This is a genomic window from Falsiroseomonas sp. (assembly GCF_030695085.1).
In the GTDB taxonomy this organism is placed as follows: domain Bacteria; phylum Pseudomonadota; class Alphaproteobacteria; order Acetobacterales; family Acetobacteraceae; genus Falsiroseomonas.
In genome coordinates, this window is sequence record NZ_JAUYTS010000210.1 from 1 (window position 1) to 19,872 (window position 19,872).

The following is a 19,872-nucleotide window of genomic DNA, read 5'->3' on the forward strand; positions in this document are numbered from 1 at the left end:
GGGCCTCGAACTCGAAATACGCCTTCCTCGGCGCGCTTCGGTCGGCGGCGCAGATGGTCAGTTACGAAGTCTCGATGGGTTTCGTCATCGTCACCGTCCTGCTGTGCGTCGGCTCGCTGAACCTGTCGGAGATCGTGCGGGCGCAGGAGGGGATGTGGTTCATCTTCCCGCTCTTCCCGATTTTCGTCATCATGTTCATCAGCGCGCTCGCCGAGACCAACCGGTCCCCCTTCGACCTGCCGGAGGGCGAGTCTGAATTGGTGGCGGGGTTCTTCGTCGAGTATTCCTCGATGTCCTTCGCGCTGTTCTTCCTCGGCGAATACGCGAACATGATCCTGATGAGCGCGCTCATCACCATCCTGTTCCTCGGTGGCTGGTATGGGCCCTTCGGGCTGCTGCCGGCGCTTGGGCCGCTGTGGTTCATCCTGAAGATCTGCTTCTGCCTGTTCATCTTCGTCTGGGTGCGCGCGACCTTCCCACGCTACCGCTACGACCAGCTCATGCGCCTTGGCTGGAAGGTGTTCCTGCCCTTCAGCCTGGTCTGGCTGGTGTTGACCGCCTTCGTGCTGAAGATCTTCGGCTGGCTGCCGGGAGGAGTTTGATCCATGGCAACCCTCGATCGCGTCGCCCGCAGCCTGTTGCTGACCGAGCTGGTCGGCGGCATGGCGCTGACGCTGAAGCAGTTCTTCAGCCGCAAGGCGACCATCAACTATCCGCATGAAAAGGCGCCGCTTTCCCCGCGCTTCAAGGGCGAGCACGCGCTGCGCCGCTACCCGAACGGCGAGGAACGCTGCATCGCCTGCAAGCTGTGCGAGGCGATCTGCCCGGCCCAGGCCATCACCATCGAGGCCGAGCCGCGCGAGGATGGGTCGCGACGCACCACGCGCTATGACATCGACATGACGAAGTGCATCTATTGCGGCATGTGCGAGGAAGCCTGCCCGGTGGATGCGATCGTCGAGGGGCCGAATTTGGAATTCGCCACCGAGACCCGGTCAGAGCTGATCTACGACAAGGACAGGCTGCTGGATAACGGCGATCGCTGGGAAGCGATCCTGGCCCAGCGTCTCACCCTCGACGCGCCGTATCGCTGAAGGGCCAGTCCATGATCGCCGCGCTCTCCTTCTACCTGTTCGCCGCCGTGCTGATCGCCAGCGCGGTCATGGTGGTGACCAGCCGCAATCCCGTCCATTCCGTGCTGTTCCTGATCCTGGCCTTCTTCAACGCCGCGGCGCTGTTCCTGCTGGTCGGGGCGGAGTTTCTGGCGATGATCCTGGTCATCGTCTATGTCGGCGCCGTCGCGGTGCTGTTCCTGTTCGTCGTGATGATGCTGGATGTGGATTTCTCCGCCATCCGCGAGGGCTTCCAGCGCTATGCGCCGATTGGCGGGGCCATCGGCCTGGTGCTGTTCGCCGAGCTGATCTTTGTCTTCAGCAGCTGGACTTTCGCCGAGGATGCGGCGGGGCTCCGGCTCAATCCGATGACTCCGGGCGTGGACAACACCCGGGAAATCGGCCGCATCCTCTACACGGACCACGTCTGGCTGTTCCAGCTTTCCGGCCTGATCCTGCTGGTCGCGATGATCGGCGCCATCGTGCTGACGCTGCGCAACAAGCCGGTGGCGAAGCGCCAGGACATCGGCAAGCAGGTCTCTCGCATGGGTAGCGTCAATCTGCGCCAGGTGCGTAGCGGCGCGGGCCTGGCGGAGACGGGTATCGAGCGGCCGCCGGTGGAGGCGCCGCCGGCACCCACGCGGGTCGAACACCATGGCGGGGGGCACCACTGATGCTGGCCATCGGCCTTTCGCACTACTTGACGGTGGGTGCGATTCTTTTCGTGCTGGGCATCCTCGGCATCTTCCTGAACCGCAAGAACATCATCGTCATCCTGATGTCGGTGGAACTGATCCTGCTTTCGGTGAACCTCAACCTGGTCGCCTTCTCGGCGCAGCTCGGGGATCTCACCGGCCAGATCTTCGCGATGTTCATCCTGACGGTCGCGGCCGCCGAGGCGGCCATCGGGCTTGCGATCGTCGTCATCCACTTCCGCAACCGCGGTACGATCGAGGTGGACGACGTGTCCACGCTGAGGGGCTGAGCCCATGTATGTCGGCGCCATTTTCTTCCCGCTGCTCGGGGCCTGCATCGCGGGCTTCTTCGGCCGCTGGCTCGGCGACAAGGCCTCCCAGTGGGTGACCGTGTTCTTCATGGCCCTCGCGGCCATCTGCGGCAGCCTGGCCTTCATCGATGTGGCCCTGGGCAGCGCGCCGGGCGTCGTGCCGCTGTTCACCTTCATCGATGTCGCCGGCTTCTCCGTCGAATGGGCATTGCGGTATGACACGCTGAGCGTGGTGATGGTGGCGATGGTCACCTTCATCTCGACGCTCATCCACCTGTACTCCGTCGGCTACATGTCGCATGACGCGACCATTCCGCGCTTCTTCGCCTACCTCTCGCTGTTCACCTTCATGATGCTCATGCTGGTGACGGCCGATAACCTGGTGCAGCTGTTCTTCGGCTGGGAAGGCGTCGGCCTCGCGAGCTATCTGCTGATCGGATATTGGTACGAGAAGGAGAGTGCCAACCGTGCGGCGATGAAGGCCTTCATCGTCAACCGCGTCGGCGATGTGTTCTTCATGCTCGGCCTGGCGCTGACCTTCTGGACCTTCCAGTCCGTCGAGTTCGAGACGATCTTCGCCGGTGTCGATGCCGCCCGCACCGCAACCTTCCTCGGCATGCCGGCGCTGGAGGTGATCGCGCTGCTGCTGTTCCTCGGCGCCTGCGGCAAATCGGCGCAGATCGGCCTGCACACCTGGCTGCCGGATGCGATGGAGGGGCCGACGCCGGTTTCCGCGCTCATCCATGCGGCGACCATGGTGACGGCCGGCGTGTTCCTGATGTGCCGCATGTCGCCGGTTCTGGAATATGCGCCGACGACGCTGACCATCATCACCATCGTCGGCGCCACCACGGCGATCTTCGCGGCGACGATCGGCTGCGTGCAGAACGACATCAAGCGCATCATCGCCTATTCGACCTGCTCGCAGCTCGGCTACATGTTCTTCGCCGTCGGCGTCGGCGCCTATCAGGCGGCGATGTTCCACCTTTTCACGCACGCCTTCTTCAAGGCGCTGCTGTTTCTCGGCGCCGGGTCGGTCATCCACGCCATGTCGGATGAGCAGGATATCCGCCGCATGGGCGGCATCTGGAAGAAGATCCCTCTGACCTACGTCATGATGTGGGTGGGCTCGCTGGCGCTGGCGGGCGTGCCGTATTTCGCCGGCTACTACTCGAAGGACATGGTGCTGGAAGTGGCCTTTGCCGCGCATAGCGGCGCGGGCAGCTACGCCTTCGCCATGGGCCTGCTCGCCGCCTTCCTGACCGCCTTCTACTCCTGGCGCCTGATCATCCTGACATTCCACGGTGCGCCGCGGGCGGACAAGCACACGATGGACCACGTGCATGAAAGCCCGTGGACCATGGCGGTGCCTCTGCTGGTCCTCTCGGGCGGCGCGGTGATGACCGGCACGCTGTTCTACGATCTGTTCGTCGGCCATCATCAGGCGCATTTCTGGAATGGCGCGATCTTCACCGCCGCCGGCAACCAGATCCTGGAGGCTGCGCATCACGTGCCGGAATGGGTGCCGCTGGCGCCGACCGTGGTCGGCCTGTCCGGCATCGCGCTGGCCTATGTGATGTACATGTTCGCGCCGAAGCTGCCTGCGATGCTGGCGAATGCGCTGCCGGGTGTGCACCGCTTCCTGCTGAACAAGTGGTACTTCGATGAGCTGTATGACGCGATCTTCGTGCGACCCGCGCAGTATCTCGCGCGGGCGCTGTGGAAGACCGGCGACATGCGGCTGATCGATGGCGTGCCGAATGGCGCGGCCGCCGCGGCGGTTTCCGTCGCCGGCGGTGCGGTGCGGCTGCAATCCGGCCGCGTCGCCAGCTACGCCTTCACGATGATCATCGGATTGGTGCTGTTCGTGACCCTTCTCCTGGTTGGAATGCCCTCCCGATGAATGCCGCCGGCTTTCCCATCCTCAGCCTCGTCACCTTCCTGCCGCTGGCGGGTGCGCTGGTCATCATGCTGGTGCGCGGGGAGGAGGCGGTGGTCGCCCGCAATGCGCGCTGGACGGCGCTGTGGGCCAGCCTGATCACGCTCGCGCTGTCGCTGCTGCTCTGGACCGGTTTCGACCAGACCACGGCGGATTTCCAGTTCGTCGAGCGGGCCGCATGGCTGCCGGAATTCGGCGTCGGCTACCATATGGGCGTGGACGGCATCTCCGTGCTGTTCATCCTGCTCTCCACCATCCTGACGCCGCTCTGCATCCTGGCGTCGTGGGAGAGCATCACCACCCGCGTGCGCGAATACATGGTCGCCTTCCTGGTGCTGGAAGCGATGATGATCGGCATGTTCGCGGCGCTGGACTTCGTGCTGTTCTACATCTTCTTCGAAGCTGTGCTGATCCCGATGTTCCTCATCATCGGTATCTGGGGCGGTGGCCGGCGCGTTTATGCCGCGCTGAAGTTCTTTCTCTACACGCTGGCGGGCAGCTTGCTGATGCTGCTGGCGATCCTGGCCATCTGGTACCAGGCGGGCACGACCGATATCCCGACGCTGATGCAGGAGAGCTTCACGCCGCGCATGCAGTTCTGGCTGTTCCTGGCTTTCTTCGCCTCCTTCGCCGTGAAGGTGCCGATGTGGCCGGTGCATACCTGGCTGCCGGACGCCCACGTCGAAGCACCGACCGCGGGTTCCGTCATCCTGGCCGGCGTGCTGCTGAAGATGGGCGCCTATGGCTTCCTGCGCTTCTCCCTGCCGCTGCTGCCGCAGGCCTCGGCGGATTTCGCGCCACTGATCTTCGCGCTGTCGATCATCGCGGTGATCTACACCAGCCTGGTTGCCCTGGCGCAGGAGGATATGAAGAAGCTGATCGCCTATTCCTCAATCGCGCATATGGGCATCGTCACGCTCGGCATCTTCACCTTCACGGCGCAGGGCCTGTCGGGCGCGCTGTTCACCATGCTGAGCCACGGCATCATCGCCAGCGCGCTGTTCCTGTGTGTCGGCGTTCTCTACGACCGGGTGCATTCGCGGGAGATTGCGCGCTATGGCGGCGTGGCGAAGGTGATGCCGGCCTATGCGCTGGTGTTCATGGTGTTCACCATGGGCTCCGTTGCGCTGCCGGGCCTCGCGGGTTTCCCGGGTGAGCTGCTGGTGATCGTCGGCGCCTTCAAGGTGAACCCCTGGGTCGCGCTCGGCGCCTGCATGGGCATGATCCTGGGCGCGGCCTATGCGCTGTACCTCTATCGCCGCGTGATCTTCGGCAAGATCGTGCGGGAGGATCTGAAGGCGCTGCTCGACCTCAGCCCGCGGGAATACGCCACCTTCGCGCCGCTGATCCTGCTGACCATCTGGATGGGGATCTATCCCTCCTCCTTCCTCAATTTCTTCGAGGCGACCGTGGCCGCGTTGGTCGCGCGCCATGAAGCCGCCCTCGGCGCTGCGCGACTGGCTGGGATGTGATGAGCCCGATGAACTGGACCCTTGCCACGCCCGAGATCTTCCTCGGCATCGCCGGCCTGCTGATCCTGGCCGGCGGCGTGATTCCGAAGAAGGAGACGTTCTTCCCCGTCTCCATGGCCGTGATCGGCGCCTTCGTGGTGACCGCAGTGCTGGTGCTGGGGCAGGGGGAAGGCACGGCCTTTCTCGGCCAATATGTCTCGGACGCCTTCAGCCGCTTCGCCAAGGTGCTGATCCTGCTCGGCGCCGCGCTCACCCTGGTGCTGGCGCTGGACTTCAACGAGAAGGCGGGCATCGGGCGCTTCGAATATGCCGTGCTGATGCTGTTCGCGACGATGGGCATGCTGGTCATGGTCTCGGCCAATGACCTTATGTCGCTCTATATCGGGCTCGAGCTGCTTTCTCTCTCGCTGTATGTCATCGCCGCCTTCGACCGCGACAATCCCCGCAGCGCCGAGGCCGGCCTGAAGTATTTCGTGCTCGGCGCCCTGGCTTCCGGACTGCTGTTGTATGGCTCATCGCTGGTCTATGGCTTTGCCGGCAGCACCAATTTCGATCGCCTGGCGGATGCGCTGGGTGGCGGCACGGCGAGCCTCGGGCTGGTGGTTGGCCTCGTCTTTGTCCTCGCCGGTCTGTGCTTCAAGATCAGCGCAGTGCCGTTCCACATGTGGACCCCGGATGTCTATGAGGGCGCGCCGACGCCGGTGACCGCCTTCTTCGCCACGGCGCCGAAGGTGGCCGCCATCGCGCTGTTGATGCGCGTGCTGGCCGGGCCGTTCGGCGATCTGGCGGCGCAGTGGTCGCAGGTGATCTGGGTGGCCTCGGTCGGCTCCATGCTGCTCGGCGCCTTCGCCGCGATTGGCCAGCGCAACATCAAGCGGCTGATGGCCTATTCCTCCATCGGCCATGTCGGCTACGCGCTGATGGGTCTGGCGGTGGCGAGCGAAGTCGGCTTCCGCGGCGTGCTGGTCTATATGGCGATCTACATGGTGACCTCGATCGGCACCTTCGCCGTGCTGGTCGCCATGCGCCGCAACGGCCGTTCGCTGGAACAGGTGGACGACCTCGCCGGTATCGGCCGCACGGACCCGGCCATGGCGATGTGGATGGCGGTGTTCATGTTCTCCATGGCCGGCATCCCGCCGCTCGCCGGCTTTTTCGGCAAGCTCTACGTGTTCCTGGCCGCGGTACAGGGCGGGTATTGGGTGCTGGCCGCCGTCGGTATCGGCACCTCGGTGGTTGCCACCTACTATTACCTTCGCATCGTCAAGGTGATGTATTTCGATGCCGGCACGGCGCCGCTGGATGCGCGGCCGGCCGGGCTGACGGTGGTGATGACGGCAACCGGCGTGGTCACCGTGCTGTTCTTCCTGTTCCCGGCACCGATCATCGCCGCGGCGCAGGTCGCGGTCGCGGCCATTGCCGGATGAGGTGGTGAGCCTGCCCGCCACGCCGCCGCCCGGCTGGCGGCTGCGTATCGAAGACAGCCTGCCCTCGACCAGCGACCTGTTGCAGCGCCTTGCCGTGGCGGGCGAGCCGGAAGGCCTCGCCATCCTGGCCCGCGAACAGAGCGGCGGGCGAGGTCGCGATGGGCGGGTCTGGTCCAGCCCGCGCGGCAATCTGTATTTTTCGCTTCTGCTGCGGCCGGGTGGACCGGTTCGGGATGCCGGGCGCTGGGCGCTGGTCGCCGGCCTGGTGATGGTGGAAGGCCTGGCGCCCTTCGCCACGGATCCGGCGGCGCTGCGACTGAAATGGCCAAATGACGTGCTGATGGGCGATGCCAAGCTGGCCGGCGTGCTGTGCGAAAGCGCGGCGACGGTGGAAGGTGGGCTCGACTGGTTCATCATGGGGATCGGCGCCAACCTGGCCGCCCCGCCGGCTTTGCCGGACCGTGCGACCATCGGCCTCGGCGCCATCCCGCCGGAGCAGGTGGCGTGTTCGATGCTGGCGGCGCTGGAGCGTCTGCGGGCACTTTGGCGGGACCAGGGCTTCGCCGCCATCCGCACCGCCTGGATGGCGCGCGGGCCGGCGATGCAGGCGCCCCTGACCTTGCGGGGCGGGCGTTCCGGACTCTACGCCGGCCTCGCCGAGGATGGCAGCCTGCTGCTGGCGGCCGAAGGCCGGGTCCATGCCGTGGCGACCGGCGAAGTCGCTTACCGGGAGGCGGGCTGAAAAACATGCTGCTGGCTGTGGATGCGGGCAACACCAATGTCGTCTTCGCGGTGCATGACGGCACCGAATGGCGCGGCCGTTGGCGCATCCGCACGGATGCGGAACGGACCTCGGACGAATACGCGGTCTGGCTGCTGACCCTGTTGCAGCATTCCGGCCTGAAACCCACCGATATCACCCGCTGCGTCATCGGCACCGTGGTGCCGGCCGCGCTGTACAATCTGCGCCGCCTGTCCCGCGAATGGTTCGAATGCGAACCGCTGATCGCCCGCGCCCATCTCGACTGGGGCTTCGATATCCGGGTGGATGCGCCGCATGAGGTGGGGGCGGACCGGCTGCTGAATGCCCTGGCCGCGCATCAATCCTATGGCGGCCCGTTGATCGTGATCGATTTCGGCACCGCCACCACCTTCGATGTGGTGGGCAAGGACGGCGCCTATCTCGGTGGCGTGATCGCCCCTGGCATCAACCTGTCCATCGAGGCGCTGCACCGCGCCGCCGCGCGCCTGCCGCGCATCGGAATCGGCCGGCCGCAGGCGGTGGTCGGGCGGAATACGGTGGCGGCAATGCAATCGGGCATCTATTGGGGGTATGTCGGCCTGATCGAAGGGATCGTCGCCCGAATCCGGGCGGAGCAGGAGGAACATCCGGTCGGCAATCTGAAGGTCATCGCGACCGGTGGCCTGGCCCCCCTGTTTGCCGAGGGCACCACCGTGATCGAAACGACCGACCAGGATACAACCTTGGATGGTCTCCGCCTGTTGGCGACCCGCAACCCAGCCCCCATCTTCACCCGAACCGCGCGACGCGACGACCCCTGAGCCGAACCCTTCCCAGGCGCCTGATGGCGACGGGACAGCGGCGGCCGGGCCTCGCAGAGCGCCCCGATACGACGAACGCTGCATAAGACTGGAACAAGAAGAATGACTGGTGACCTGGCCTTCATCCCGCTCGGCGGGACGGGGGAAATCGGACTCAACTTCAACGTCTACCGCTGTGATGGGGCCCTTCTGGCGGTGGATCTCGGCCTCGGCTTCGGCGGATCGGAGCATCCGGAAGTCGAGGTCATGGTGCCCGACCCGGCCTGGCTGGCCGAGCGACGCGAAAAGCTGGTGGGCCTCGTGATCACCCACGCGCATGAGGACCATGTGGGCGCGGTTGCCCATATCTGGCCCAAGCTGCGCTGCCCGATCTATGCCAGCCCCTTCACCGCCTCCGTTCTGCGCCGCAAGCTGGGTGAGGCCGGGCTGCTGCAGCAGGCGGAGATCAACGTGATTCCGCTCGGCGGCCGCTGGAAGCTGGCGCCCTTCGATCTGGAATTCCTGCGCGTCGCGCATTCCATCGTCGAGCCGCAGGCGCTGGCGATCCGCACCAAGCACGGCACCATCCTGCACACTGGCGACTGGAAGCTGGACCCCAACCCGCTGATCGGCCCGCCGACGGATGAGGCCGCCTTCGGTCGCCTGGGCGATGAGGGCGTGCTGGCGATGGTCTGCGACAGCACCAACGCCATGGTCGAGGGCCATTCGGGCAGCGAGGCCGATGTGCGCCGCAACCTGGCTGCGCTGATCAAGGGGCTGAAGGGGCGGGTTGCCGTCTCCTGCTTCTCCACCAACCTGGCGCGAATCGAATCCATCGCGCTGGCCGGCCGCGCGGCGGGGCGGGAGGTCGCGCTGTTCGGGCGCTCGCTTCGCAACGCCGATGCCTCGGCCCGCGAATGCGGCTATCTGCGCTCCATCCCGCCCTTCCTGTCGGAAGACGATGCGGAGGATGTGCCGGACAACAAGCTGCTGGTGATCTGCACCGGCAGTCAGGGCGAGCCGCGCAGCGCGCTCACGAAGATCGCCGCCGACACCCACCCGCATATCTCGCTCGGCGAGGGGGATTGCGTGATCTATTCCTCCCGCATGATTCCCGGCAACGAACGCGCCATCCTGCGGGTGCAGGATGAGCTGTCGCGCGCCGGCGTCAGGGTGATGACGGCGGATGACCACATGGTGCACGTCTCCGGCCACCCGGCGCGGGATGAGCTGAAGCGCCTTTACCAGCTGGTCCGCCCGAAATACGCGGTGCCGGTGCATGGCGAATGGCGCCACATGAACGAGCACGCGAACCTGGCCGAGACGCTGGGCGCCATCGCCTATGTGATCGAGGATGGCGACGTGCTGCGCTTCGCCCCCGGCAAGCCGGATGTGGTGGAAAGCGTGCCGGTCGGCCGCCTGGCGATCGACGGCGACCGCCTGCTGCGGCTGGATGGCGATGTGCTGGCGGCGCGCAAGAAGATGCTGATGAACGGCGTCATCGTCGCCTCCTTCGTCGTGGATGGTGCCGGCAAGGTGCTCGGCAAGCCGCAGATCTCGGCGCCGGGGCTGTTCGATGAGAAGGGTGAGGAATCGGGGCAGATCGCCGCCGACCTGGCCCGCGCCGTGACCGACATGCCCGGCAATCTGAAGCGTGAGGACGGGTTGCTGCGCGAGGCGGCGCGGACCGCGGTGCGCAAGGCGGTGGGGCGGCGGCTGCGCAAGCGCCCCTCCGTCGAGGTGCATCTGATGCGGGTGTGAGGGTCACATGACCTGGTTCACGGGCTTCATCGTCTACGCGCTGCTGTGGTGGACGGCTCTGTTCATCGTGCTGCCCATCGGGACCAAGCCGGTGGATGCGGCGCCGGAGGATGGCGGCTGGCGCGGTGCGCCGGAAAAGCCATTGCTGCTGCGGAAGGTGATCGGCACCACGGTGCTGGCCGCCGTGCTGTGGCTCGGCGTGTTCGCCATCATGGAAAGTGGCTGGGTCAGCTTCCGCGATGGGTGGTGGGCCTATACCGGCCCTGGCAGTTCCGCAGTGCTGCCGGGACGACCTGCACAAAATTAAGGCGGCAAACTCGCCTCCCCGCGAGTGCCGCCTCATAAAACGCCAGTTTAGATTTGGAAGCCTGTTTTTTGGCTTCCCACAGCGGCGTTTGCTGTTGTGCCGCTTAAGTGCCGAGGCCAATCTAGGTTCCAGAGGGAGGTTGATCCTCTCTCTGCCGTGTGACTGGCGTTTCCTCCCTAAACTCGGGCCGTACCCTCGCGGGTGCGGCCCTTCTTTTTTACCCAGCCACGTTCGGCTTGCAAGCGTTTTCTTAACGACCGAAGCATTTTTCCGCTCTTTCCTTACCCGGATGCTGGGGGTCGGCGTATTTTTATTGCTGCGGTGCAGCACCGCCCGGATGATCCGGGAAAGCTGGGCCGCGCGCCCTGGCGCCGGGGCGGGCCGGGCACTAGTTTGCCCCATCCGATCTCTTTGAGGAGCCGCGTCTTGCGCCTCTCCCGTGCGTTCTTGCCAACCCTGAAGGAAACCCCGGCCGAGGCGACCATCGCCTCGCACCGCCTCATGCTGCGCGCCGGGCTGGTGCGGCAGACCTCCGCCGGCATCTATGCCTGGCTGCCGCTCGGCTGGCGCGTGCTGCAGAAGATCGAGCAGATCGTGCGGGAGGAACAGGACCGCGCCGGCGCGCAGGAAATCCTGATGCCGACCATCCAGTCCGCCGAGCTCTGGCGCCAGTCCGGCCGCTACGACGCCTATGGGCCGGAGATGCTGCGCCTGAAGGACCGGCATGAGCGGGAGATGCTGTTCGGCCCAACCAACGAGGAAATGGTCACCGACATCTTCCGCGGCTTCGCCAAGAGCTACCGCGATCTTCCCCGGAATCTCTACCATATCCAGTGGAAGTTCCGGGACGAGGTGCGGCCGCGGTTCGGCGTGATGCGCGGGCGCGAATTCCTGATGAAGGACGCCTATTCCTTCGACGTCACCAAGGAAGGCGCCCAGCACAGCTACCGCCAGATGTTCCTGGCCTATCTCCGCACCTTCGCCCGGATGGGGCTGAAGGCCGTGCCGATGCGGGCCGATACCGGACCGATCGGCGGCAACCTGTCGCACGAATTCATCATCCTGGCCGAGACCGGCGAGTCCCAGGTTTTCGTGAGCCAGGACCTGCTCGACATGGACGCCCTGGCTGACGCGCCCGACTACGGCGCGGATCTGGCGCCGGCCGTCGACGCCTGGACCAGCCACTACGCGGCCACCGAGGAAATGCACGATCCCGTCGCCTGGGAACAGGTGCCGGAAGCCAGGCGCGTCTCCGCGCGCGGCATCGAGGTCGGCCACATCTTCTATTTCGGCACGAAATACTCCGCCTCCATGGGCCTGTCGGTGCAGGGCTCGGACGGCAAGCCGGTGGTGCCAGAGATGGGCAGCTACGGTATCGGCGTCTCCCGCCTGGTGGGCGCGACCATCGAGGCCAATCACGACGAGGCCGGCATCAAGTGGCCGGATGCGGTCGCGCCCTTCAAGGCGGTGGTGATCAACCTGAAGCAGGGCGACTCTGGCTGCGACGCGCTGAGTGAGCGAATGTACGCCGCGATCCCCGAGGCGCTGTATGACGACCGAACCGAGCGTGCCGGCCCGAAATTCGCCGACGCCGATCTGATGGGCCATCCCTGGCAGGTGGTGGTGGGCCCGCGCGGCGCCGCCAATGGCGTGGTGGAACTGAAGCGCCGCGCCACGGGGGAGAAGATGGAAGTCTCCCCCGAGGATGCGTTGAAGAAGATCCTCGGCTGAGCATGTTCAACGCCTTCGAACGCGCCATCGCCTTCCGCTACCTGCGCGCCCGCAAGGGGGAGCGTTTCGTCTCCGTCATCGCGATCTTCTCGCTGGTCGGCATCGCGCTTGGTGTCGCCACGCTGATCATCGTCATGTCGGTGATGAACGGCTTTCGCATCGAATTGCTGGGCCGCATCCTGGGTCTCAATGGCCATCTCGGCGTGCACGGAATCGAGCGGCCGATCAGCGACTATGATGCGGTCGCGGGGCGCATTCGCGGGCTGCCCGGCGTGGTTTCCGCCACACCGATCGTCGAGGGGCAGGTCCTGCTCACCAGCGATCATGGCGGAGCCTCCGGCGGCCTGGCGCGCGGGGTGAAGCCGGAGGATCTGAGGGCGCGCGGGCTGGTCGCGCAGAACATCATGGAAGGCTCGCTGGAGCGTTTCGAGGGCGATGATGCCATCGTCATCGGCACGCGGCTCGCGCAACGCATGCGGATCACGGTGGGGGACAAGCTGACTCTCGTCTCGCCGCAGGGCCGCACCACGGTGTTCGGCACGGTGCCGCGGGTGCGCGCCTACACCGTGGTGGCGTTGTTCCAGGTCGGCATGCAGGAATACGACAGCAGCTTCGTCTTCCTGCCGATGCCCGCCGCGCAGACCTTCTTCCAGACCGGCGACGCCGCCACGCAGATCGAGGTTTTTGTCCAGGACCCGACCGGTGTGCGCGCGGTGACGCGGGACATCCGCACGGCGCTGCAGGGCACGCCGGTTCGCATCGTCGATTGGCAGGACGCGAATTCCAGCTTCTTCGCCGCGGTGCAGGTCGAACGCAACGTGATGTTCCTGATCCTGACGCTCATCATCATCGTCGCGGCGTTCAACATCGTCTCCTCCCTCATCATGCTGGTGAAGGATAAGGGGCGGGACATCGCGGTACTGCGGACCATGGGCGCCACGCGCGGGTCCATCCTGCGCGTCTTCCTTCTGTGCGGCGCCTCGGTCGGCGTGCTCGGCACGCTGATCGGCTTCACGGTGGGGCTGGTTTTCTGCCTGAATATCGAATCGATCCGCCAGGCAATCCAGGCGCTTTCCGGCACCGAGCTGTTCAGCGCCGAAGTCTATTTCTTGACGCGCCTGCCCGCCGTGGTGGACCCGAAGGAGGTGATGCAGGTGGTCGGCATGGGCCTCGGCCTGTCGCTGCTGGCGACGATCTATCCCAGCTGGCGCGCGGCCAAGACAGACCCTGTGGTGGCGCTGCGCAATGAGTGAAACGCCCGCCCTGGAGCTGCGCGCCGTGACGCGCCGTTTCCGCACGGAAGCCGGGGTGCTGGAGGTGCTGTCCGGTGCCGACCTGGCTCTTGTGGCCGGGGAGATCGTGGCACTTGTCGCCCCCTCCGGCACCGGAAAATCCACCCTGCTGCATCTGGCCGGGCTGCTGGAGAAGCCGGATGCGGGGGAGGTGTATTTCGCCGGCCAGGCCGCCGGCACCCTGGGCGACGATGCGCGCACCGCCATCCGCCGCACCGGAATCGGCTTCGTCTATCAGTTCCACCATCTGCTGCCCGAATTCTCCGCCCTCGAGAACATCGCCCTGCCGCAGATGGCCAATGGCGTGGCGAAGCCTGCCGCCGACGCCCGCGCCCGAACGCTGCTGGCGGATTTCGGCCTGGCGGGGCGGGAGGCGCATCGCCCCGGCAAGCTATCGGGTGGTGAGCAGCAGCGCGTCGCCATCGCCCGGGCGCTCGCCAACAAGCCACGCGTGCTGCTGGCGGATGAGCCGACCGGCAACCTCGATGTCGGCACCAGCGACCGCGTCTTCGCGGAACTGCTGGAGGCGGTGCGCGGGCAGGGGATGGCGGCGCTGATCGCGACCCACAACCCGGAACTGGCCCGGCGGATGGACCGTGTGGTGACGCTGCGCGATGGCAAGGTGGTGGCGGGGTAGGGTGCGCTCAGCGCACCAGATCGGAAATGCCGCTATCCTCGAAGAACTGCGACCGGATCAGGTTGCGGATGTACTCGGCCGATGAGATCACCCGCAGCCGCTGCATGCGCTGCCGCGCAAGCTGCCAATCCGGGTCGCCAAATCGGCCAGACAGATCGGCCAGCCTGGCCTGCATCGTGCCGGCGTCGGTCTCGTCCGGCAGGCGCAGCGGGTAGTCGGCGCCCAGCAACTCCGTCGCTTCCTCATCCGATTCGGCCACCAGGATCACGGCGCCGACATGGGCCGCGACGAAGCCCTTGGTGAAAGGCTTGAATCCGGCGCCCCACATCCTGCGTGGACGGAAGGCGTAGTGCAGGTTGAAGTCAGGCAGCGCCTGATACCAGCCATTCTTGTTCGTGGTCTTCGCTTCCCACACCGTCAGCGCTCCGGACTCCTGGAGTGCGGCCAGATGCGCGGCGTTGTCCGGATTGCCGAAATAGCCGCAGGCGAAGCGTTCCCACTGGCAGGGTGTGGTCGGGATATCGAGATCCACGTGATGCGGAATGTGGATGACGGGCCGGTCCGGGAAGGCCGCCCGAAGATGCCGGCTCTGCAGGGCGGAGCAGGCGATGAAGCCATCCGCCTGGGCCGTGGTGGCGGCGGGCAGCGGGCCGTCGATGAAATCCATCAGCACCGTGCAGCCAGCCTCCCGCAATTGCTGCGGTACGCTCCGGTCCGATTGCATCAAGGCGGTCTTGTTGACGATGGCCACGGCATCACGCGGCAGGTCATCGGAAAAGGCGTAGCGCACGGCGCGGCCGTAATCCGCTGCGACCTCGGCGAAGAGACGGGCCAACTGGCGCCCGCGCAGATGCGCCGAACCGGCGCGCTGCGCCTTGCGGTCCACGACGAAAGCGAAATCCCGCGCCATGGCGGCGCTAGAGAACCCGGCGCCAGGGCTCCCGGTAGGGCGCTTTCTCGACGACGATCATGCTGTTGTAGAAATGCAGGCTGCCAATGCTGTGCGCCATGGCATTGCGTGTGCGGATTTCGCCGGTGCGGCTTTCGGGTGGCGTGCGAAAGCGTTCGCGGCGCGCATCCGGCACCATGAAGTCCAGGGTCAGCTTGTCCGGCAGCGCGCGAAAATAGTCATAGACGTTCAGGCCGGTGTCGCTGCGCTGATAGCTGGGGAAATGGATCGTGTGGGTATCCTCCACGATGTAGCAGCCATCGGGTGCCATGCGCGGAAACACTGACAGGAAGGTGCCAACCATGTCGGCCTGGTTGTGCGAGCCGTCATCCACCACGATGTCCGGCGCGCCGGTTTCGGCCAGCACCATGTCGAGGAAGCCTTCATCGGATTGGGAGCCGAGGAAGACCCGGTTCGCGATGCCCGCTTCCTCCGCGACCTTGCTGTTCGGATCGATGTCGAGGCCGTAGATCCGGGCGGATGGGCCGAAGTATTCGCGCGCCACGCAGAGCGAGCCGCCATTCTGCACACCGATCTCGAGATAGGTCAGCGGCTTCCCGGTGCGGAACCGCGCGAAGTGGCGGTCATACACATCCAGGTAGTGGTCCCACTTGTCCGAGGTAAAACGTTTGGGCGCCTCGAAAATTTCACGATAGGACTTCACCGACAAGTTCCCTGAATGCACGGTGATGATGACGTGCCGGGTGGGGGCGGTGCAAGCGGTCTACCAGGCGCCTCTGTGCGGCGCCTCAGCCTCATCCTCCAGCAGCGGCCCCACCACCTCCACCTGCCGCTGTCCGGCCGCGAACACCGTCCGGCAGGGCAGGTCCATGGTCAGGTTCTCGGGGTGCGGTCCAATCAGCGCCTTCAGGCGCTTTTCCGACAGGCCGAACACCACCCGCCCGATACCGGCCCAGTAGATCGCGCCGGCGCACATGGCGCAGGGCTCGGCGCTGCTGAACAGGGTGGCGGTGGCGCGGACCTCCGGCGGCAGTTCCAGGCAGGCGCGGGTGGCGATCAGCCGCTCCGCATGGGCGGTGCCGTCGCCATGGGGCTGAAAGCCGTTGCCCTGTTCCATCAGGACCTGGCCCTCCGAATCGGCCAGCAGCGCGGCGAAAGGGTGCTGGCCGGCGTCACGCACCTCGGCCGAGAGGGCAATTGCCCGTCGCAGCAGGGTTTCATCATCTGCCATGCCAAGCCCCCGGGCGCGTGGTAGGACGGCGCCATGCGCCCCTTCATCCACCTGCACGCCCATTCCGCCTACTCCCTCAGCGAGGGCGCGATCAAGGCCGAGAAGCTGCCGGCGCTCGCCCGCGCCGCCGGGATGCCGGCAGTGGCGCTGACCGATTCGGGCAATCTGTTCGGCGCGCTGGAATTCTCCCAGGCCTGCACGGGCAAGGGCGTGCAGCCGATCATCGGCTGCCAGTTGTTCCTCGGCCGCAGCGTCACCGACGATGCGGGCCGTGGCGGCGATCCGGCGCGGCACCGGCCGGACCCGATCGTGGCGCTGGCGCGGAATGCCGAGGGGCTGGACAATCTGCAGCGCCTGTCCTCGGCCGGTTTCCTCGGCAGCGATATCTCCGGCATGCCCTGCATCGGGCTGGAGACGCTGGACCGGCACCGCGGCGGCCTGATCCTGCTGACCGGCGGCACCACCGGCCCGCTCGGACGCCTTCTGGCGGAAGGGCGGCGCGATGCCGCGGCGAAGCTGCTGGCGCAGTTGCGCGACATCTTCGGCCAGGATGACCTGGTGGTGGAACTGCAACGCCATGGCATGGCGACCGAGAAGATGGTGGAGGCCGGGCTGCTGTCGCTCGCGGATGCCGCCGGCCTGCCCATCGTCGCCACCAACGATGTCTATTTCGCCGAGGCCAAGATGCACGCCGCGCATGACGCGCTGCTCTGCATCGCCGAAAGCCGCGTGATCGCGGAGCCCGACCGCCGCCGCGTCACCGCCGAGCATTTCTTCAAATCCACCGAGGCAATGCGCGCATTGTTCGCAGACCTGCCGGAGGCCTGCGACAACACGCTGGCCATCGCGCAGCGTTGCGCCGTGATGGCGGAATCGAAGAAGCCGGAACTGCCGATCTGCCCGAAGGTGATGGAGGGCATGACGGAGGCCGAGACGGTCTTCGCCATGGCCAGGCAGGGCCTGGAAGGCCGGCTTGATGTGCTGGAACTCGACGAGGCAGCGCGCGCGCCCTACCGGGAACGCCTGGCCTACGAATTGTCGGTCATCGAGAAGATGGGCTTCTCCGGCTACTTCCTGATCGTGGCTGACTTCATCCAATGGGCCAAGGCGCAGGGCATTCCCGTGGGTCCTGGCCGTGGCTCGGGTGCCGGTTCCGTCGCCGCCTGGGCGCTGCTGATCACGGATCTGGACCCGATGCGCTGGGGCCTGCTGTTCGAGCGCTTCCTGAACCCCGAACGCGTTTCGATGCCGGACTTCGACATCGACTTCTGCCAGGACCGCCGCGACGAGGTGATCGACTATGTCCGCCGCGAATATGGCGAGGACCGCGTCGCGCAGATCATCACCTTCGGCAAGTTACAGGCGAAGGCGGCGGTGCGCGATGTCGGCCGTGTCATGGGCCTGCCCTATGGCCAGGTGGACCGCATCGCCAGCCTGATCCCCTTCAACCCGGCGAAACCCGTGACGCTGGCGCAGGCGATCGAGGGGGAGCCGAAGCTGCAGGAGATGCAGCGCAGCGACGAACAGGTGCACCGCCTGCTGGAAGTGGCGCAGGAACTGGAGGGGCTGTACCGCAACGCCTCCACCCACGCCGCCGGCGTGGTGATCGGGCGGCGGCCGCTGGTGGATATCGTGCCGCTATACCGCGACCCGCGCAGCGACACGCTGATCACCCAGTACTCGATGAAATATGTCGAGCAGGCCAGCCTGGTGAAGTTCGACTTCCTCGGCCTCAAGACTCTCACAGTGCTGCAACGCGCCGTGCAGTTGCTGGCGGGGCAGGGGGTGACGATCGACCTGGATCGCATCCCGCTGGATGACGCCAAGACCTACGCCATGCTGGCGCGTGGCGATGCGGCGGGCGTGTTCCAGTTCGAAGGCCAGGGCATGCGCGACTGTTTGCGCATGATGCGCCCCGACCGCTTCGAGGACCTGATCGCGGCGGTGTCGCTGTACCGCCCGGGCCCGATGGCCAACATCCCCGCCTATTGCCAGCGCAAGCATGGCGAGCCCTGGGCGGCGCCGCACCCGAAGATGGCGGCGATCGTGAGCGAGACCTACGGCATCCTGGTCTATCAGGAACAGGTCATGCAGATCAGCCAGGAGCTGGCGGGGTATTCGCTCGGCACCGCCGACCTTCTGCGCCGCGCCATGGGCAAGAAGATCCGCTCCGAGATGGAGGCGCAGCGCAAGATCTTCGTCGAGGGCGCGGTGGCCAACGGCGTGCCGGATGCCAAGGCCGGCGAGATCTTCGACCTGATGGAGAAGTTCGCGGAATACGGCTTCAACAAGTCGCACGCGGCCGCCTATGCCCTGGTCAGCTACCAGACCGCCTGGCTGAAGGCGAACCATCCGGTCGCCTTCCTCGCTGCCTCCATGTCGCTCGACCTCGGCAACACCGACAAGCTCGCGGGGCATATGCAGGAGGCATCGCGCCTCGGCATCGCCGTGCTGCCGCCGGACATCAACCGCAGCGGCGCGGAATTCCGCATCGAGGCCAGGGAAGATGGCACGGCCGCCATCCGCTTCGCGCTGGCCGCCGTGAAACGCGTCGGCCTCGCCGCGATGAAGGACCTCGTGGCGCAGCGCGATGCCGTGGCGCCCTTCGCGTCGCTGTCCGAATTCGCCGGCCGGGTGGACCCGAAGCTGCTGAACAAGATGCAGCTGGAGAACCTCGCCAAGGCCGGCGCCTTCGACAGCCTGGAGCCGAACCGCGCCCGCATGGTGCAGGGGGCTGAGCAGGTGCTGCGCGCCGCCCAGGAAGCCGGCGAGCGACGGCTGAACCCAACGCGCGACATGTTCGGCGCCGAGACCGCGCCGCCGCCGCTGCGCCTGCCGGATGTGCAGGATTGGCCGGAGCTGGAGAAGCTGGGCTACGAGGCCGATGCGGTGGGTTTTCATCTATCGGCCCATCCGCTCGATACCTACCGTCGCGTGCTGGCCAAGCTCGGCGCCGTGCCGTCGTCGCGCATCGCGGATCGCGCCCGTGGCGGCTCCGGCCGCATGAAGCTGGCCGGCACCGTGATCGCGGTGAAGTCCGGCCGCACCAAATCCGGCACCAAGATGGCCTGGGTCCGCTTCAGCGACGCCGAGGGCAGCTTCGAGGTCACCTTCTTCAGCGAAAGCCTGGCGCGTGCCGATGGCATGCTGGCCGAGGGCACGGCCCTGCTGGTCACCACCGAAGTGCGGCTGGATGGCGACACGGTGCGGCTGACGGCGCTGGAGCTGGAGCCGCTGGAACGCGTCGCGCAGGGCATGGGCCAGGGCATCCGGCTCTGGCTCGACCAGAGCGGCGCCATCAATCCGATCCGCCTGATGCTGGACCGCGAAGGCAAGGGCCGGGGCGAGGTGCGAATCGTCTCCGTCACCGGCCCGGGGCAGGAGGTGGAGATCGCACTGCCCGGCCGGTTCAACATCTCGCCGCGGCTGATGCAGGCGATGAAGGTGGTGCCCGGCGTGGCGGATGTGGCGGAGCTTTAGCCCCCTCGCGGACTGCGCTTTGGTA

At 66.3% G+C, this 19,872-nt stretch carries 18 protein-coding genes; 15 read left to right on the forward strand and 3 right to left on the reverse strand.

All coding sequences use genetic code 11. The features are described from left to right. From Q8S40_RS21930 to Q8S40_RS21995, 14 genes are all read left to right on the forward strand, one after another. The coding region (locus Q8S40_RS21930) for an NADH-quinone oxidoreductase subunit H (RefSeq protein ID WP_305672105.1) at window positions 1–602 on the forward strand (602 nt) is incomplete at its 5' end. Window positions 603–605: 3 nt separating this feature from the next. Then, window positions 606–1,094 carry an NADH-quinone oxidoreductase subunit NuoI gene (nuoI, locus tag Q8S40_RS21935; RefSeq protein WP_168053403.1) on the forward strand — a complete coding sequence of 163 codons (489 nt, stop codon included), beginning with the start codon at window positions 606–608 and terminating at the stop codon, window positions 1,092–1,094. A gap of 11 nt (window positions 1,095–1,105) precedes the next feature. Further along, window positions 1,106–1,786: an NADH-quinone oxidoreductase subunit J gene (locus tag Q8S40_RS21940; protein ID WP_304815901.1), complete on the forward strand. Its 681-nt coding sequence runs from the start codon at window positions 1,106–1,108 to the stop codon at window positions 1,784–1,786. Then, window positions 1,786–2,097 (forward strand): NADH-quinone oxidoreductase subunit NuoK, encoded by a 312-nt coding sequence (gene nuoK / locus Q8S40_RS21945; RefSeq protein WP_216836199.1) that lies wholly within the window; start codon window positions 1,786–1,788, stop codon window positions 2,095–2,097. The genes Q8S40_RS21940 and nuoK overlap by 1 nt, the downstream gene beginning before the upstream one ends. Window positions 2,098–2,101: 4 nt before the next feature. Beyond that, window positions 2,102–4,021: an NADH-quinone oxidoreductase subunit L gene (gene nuoL / locus Q8S40_RS21950; RefSeq protein WP_305672106.1), complete on the forward strand. Its 1,920-nt coding sequence runs from the start codon at window positions 2,102–2,104 to the stop codon at window positions 4,019–4,021. Beyond that, window positions 4,018–5,529, forward strand: coding sequence for an NADH-quinone oxidoreductase subunit M (locus Q8S40_RS21955; RefSeq protein WP_305672107.1), 1,512 nt, complete (start codon window positions 4,018–4,020; stop codon window positions 5,527–5,529). Before nuoL ends, Q8S40_RS21955 begins: the two co-directional genes overlap by 4 nt. Before the next feature lie 8 nt (window positions 5,530–5,537). After that, the gene (nuoN, locus tag Q8S40_RS21960) at window positions 5,538–6,956 is read left to right on the forward strand and encodes an NADH-quinone oxidoreductase subunit NuoN (protein ID WP_370690879.1); all 1,419 of its coding nucleotides are present in this window, start codon (window positions 5,538–5,540) and stop codon (window positions 6,954–6,956) included. 4 nt (window positions 6,957–6,960) lie between these two features. Next, the gene (locus Q8S40_RS21965) at window positions 6,961–7,698 is read left to right on the forward strand and encodes a biotin--[acetyl-CoA-carboxylase] ligase (RefSeq protein ID WP_305672108.1); all 738 of its coding nucleotides are present in this window, start codon (window positions 6,961–6,963) and stop codon (window positions 7,696–7,698) included. A gap of 5 nt (window positions 7,699–7,703) precedes the next feature. Further along, on the forward strand, window positions 7,704–8,519 hold the full coding sequence (locus Q8S40_RS21970) for a type III pantothenate kinase (protein WP_304815888.1): 816 nt from the start codon (window positions 7,704–7,706) through the stop codon (window positions 8,517–8,519). 102 nt (window positions 8,520–8,621) lie between these two features. After that, window positions 8,622–10,259: a ribonuclease J gene (locus tag Q8S40_RS21975; protein ID WP_305672109.1), complete on the forward strand. Its 1,638-nt coding sequence runs from the start codon at window positions 8,622–8,624 to the stop codon at window positions 10,257–10,259. A 7-nt stretch (window positions 10,260–10,266) separates the two neighbouring features. Further along, window positions 10,267–10,566 (forward strand): DUF1467 family protein, encoded by a 300-nt coding sequence (locus Q8S40_RS21980; RefSeq protein WP_305672110.1) that lies wholly within the window; start codon window positions 10,267–10,269, stop codon window positions 10,564–10,566. Between the two features lie 426 nt (window positions 10,567–10,992). Further along, window positions 10,993–12,297: a proline--tRNA ligase gene (proS, locus tag Q8S40_RS21985; protein ID WP_305672111.1), complete on the forward strand. Its 1,305-nt coding sequence runs from the start codon at window positions 10,993–10,995 to the stop codon at window positions 12,295–12,297. A 2-nt stretch (window positions 12,298–12,299) separates the two neighbouring features. After that, window positions 12,300–13,550: a lipoprotein-releasing ABC transporter permease subunit gene (locus tag Q8S40_RS21990; RefSeq protein WP_304815882.1), complete on the forward strand. Its 1,251-nt coding sequence runs from the start codon at window positions 12,300–12,302 to the stop codon at window positions 13,548–13,550. Then, a complete protein-coding gene (locus Q8S40_RS21995; protein ID WP_305672112.1) occupies window positions 13,543–14,226 on the forward strand; it encodes an ABC transporter ATP-binding protein in 684 nt (227 codons plus the stop codon). Before Q8S40_RS21990 ends, Q8S40_RS21995 begins: the two co-directional genes overlap by 8 nt. A 7-nt stretch (window positions 14,227–14,233) precedes the next feature. Here Q8S40_RS21995 and Q8S40_RS22000 read toward each other — a convergent pair whose 3' ends face one another. The 3 genes from Q8S40_RS22000 to Q8S40_RS22010 are packed head-to-tail and all read right to left on the reverse strand — an operon-like array spanning window position 14,234 to window position 16,367. Continuing rightward, the gene (locus Q8S40_RS22000) at window positions 14,234–15,136 is read right to left on the reverse strand and encodes a hypothetical protein (RefSeq protein ID WP_305672113.1); all 903 of its coding nucleotides are present in this window, start codon (window positions 15,134–15,136) and stop codon (window positions 14,234–14,236) included. 7 nt (window positions 15,137–15,143) lie between these two features. Beyond that, window positions 15,144–15,839 (reverse strand): class I SAM-dependent methyltransferase, encoded by a 696-nt coding sequence (locus tag Q8S40_RS22005; protein WP_305672114.1) that lies wholly within the window; start codon window positions 15,837–15,839, stop codon window positions 15,144–15,146. Window positions 15,840–15,899: 60 nt separating this feature from the next. Next, the gene (locus tag Q8S40_RS22010; protein WP_305672115.1) at window positions 15,900–16,367 is read right to left on the reverse strand and encodes a nucleoside deaminase; all 468 of its coding nucleotides are present in this window, start codon (window positions 16,365–16,367) and stop codon (window positions 15,900–15,902) included. A gap of 33 nt (window positions 16,368–16,400) precedes the next feature. Here Q8S40_RS22010 and dnaE point away from each other — a divergent pair, with 33 nt between their 5' ends. After that, a complete protein-coding gene (gene dnaE, locus Q8S40_RS22015) occupies window positions 16,401–19,847 on the forward strand; it encodes a DNA polymerase III subunit alpha (RefSeq protein WP_305672116.1) in 3,447 nt (1,148 codons plus the stop codon). Window positions 19,848–19,872 lie beyond the last annotated feature (25 nt).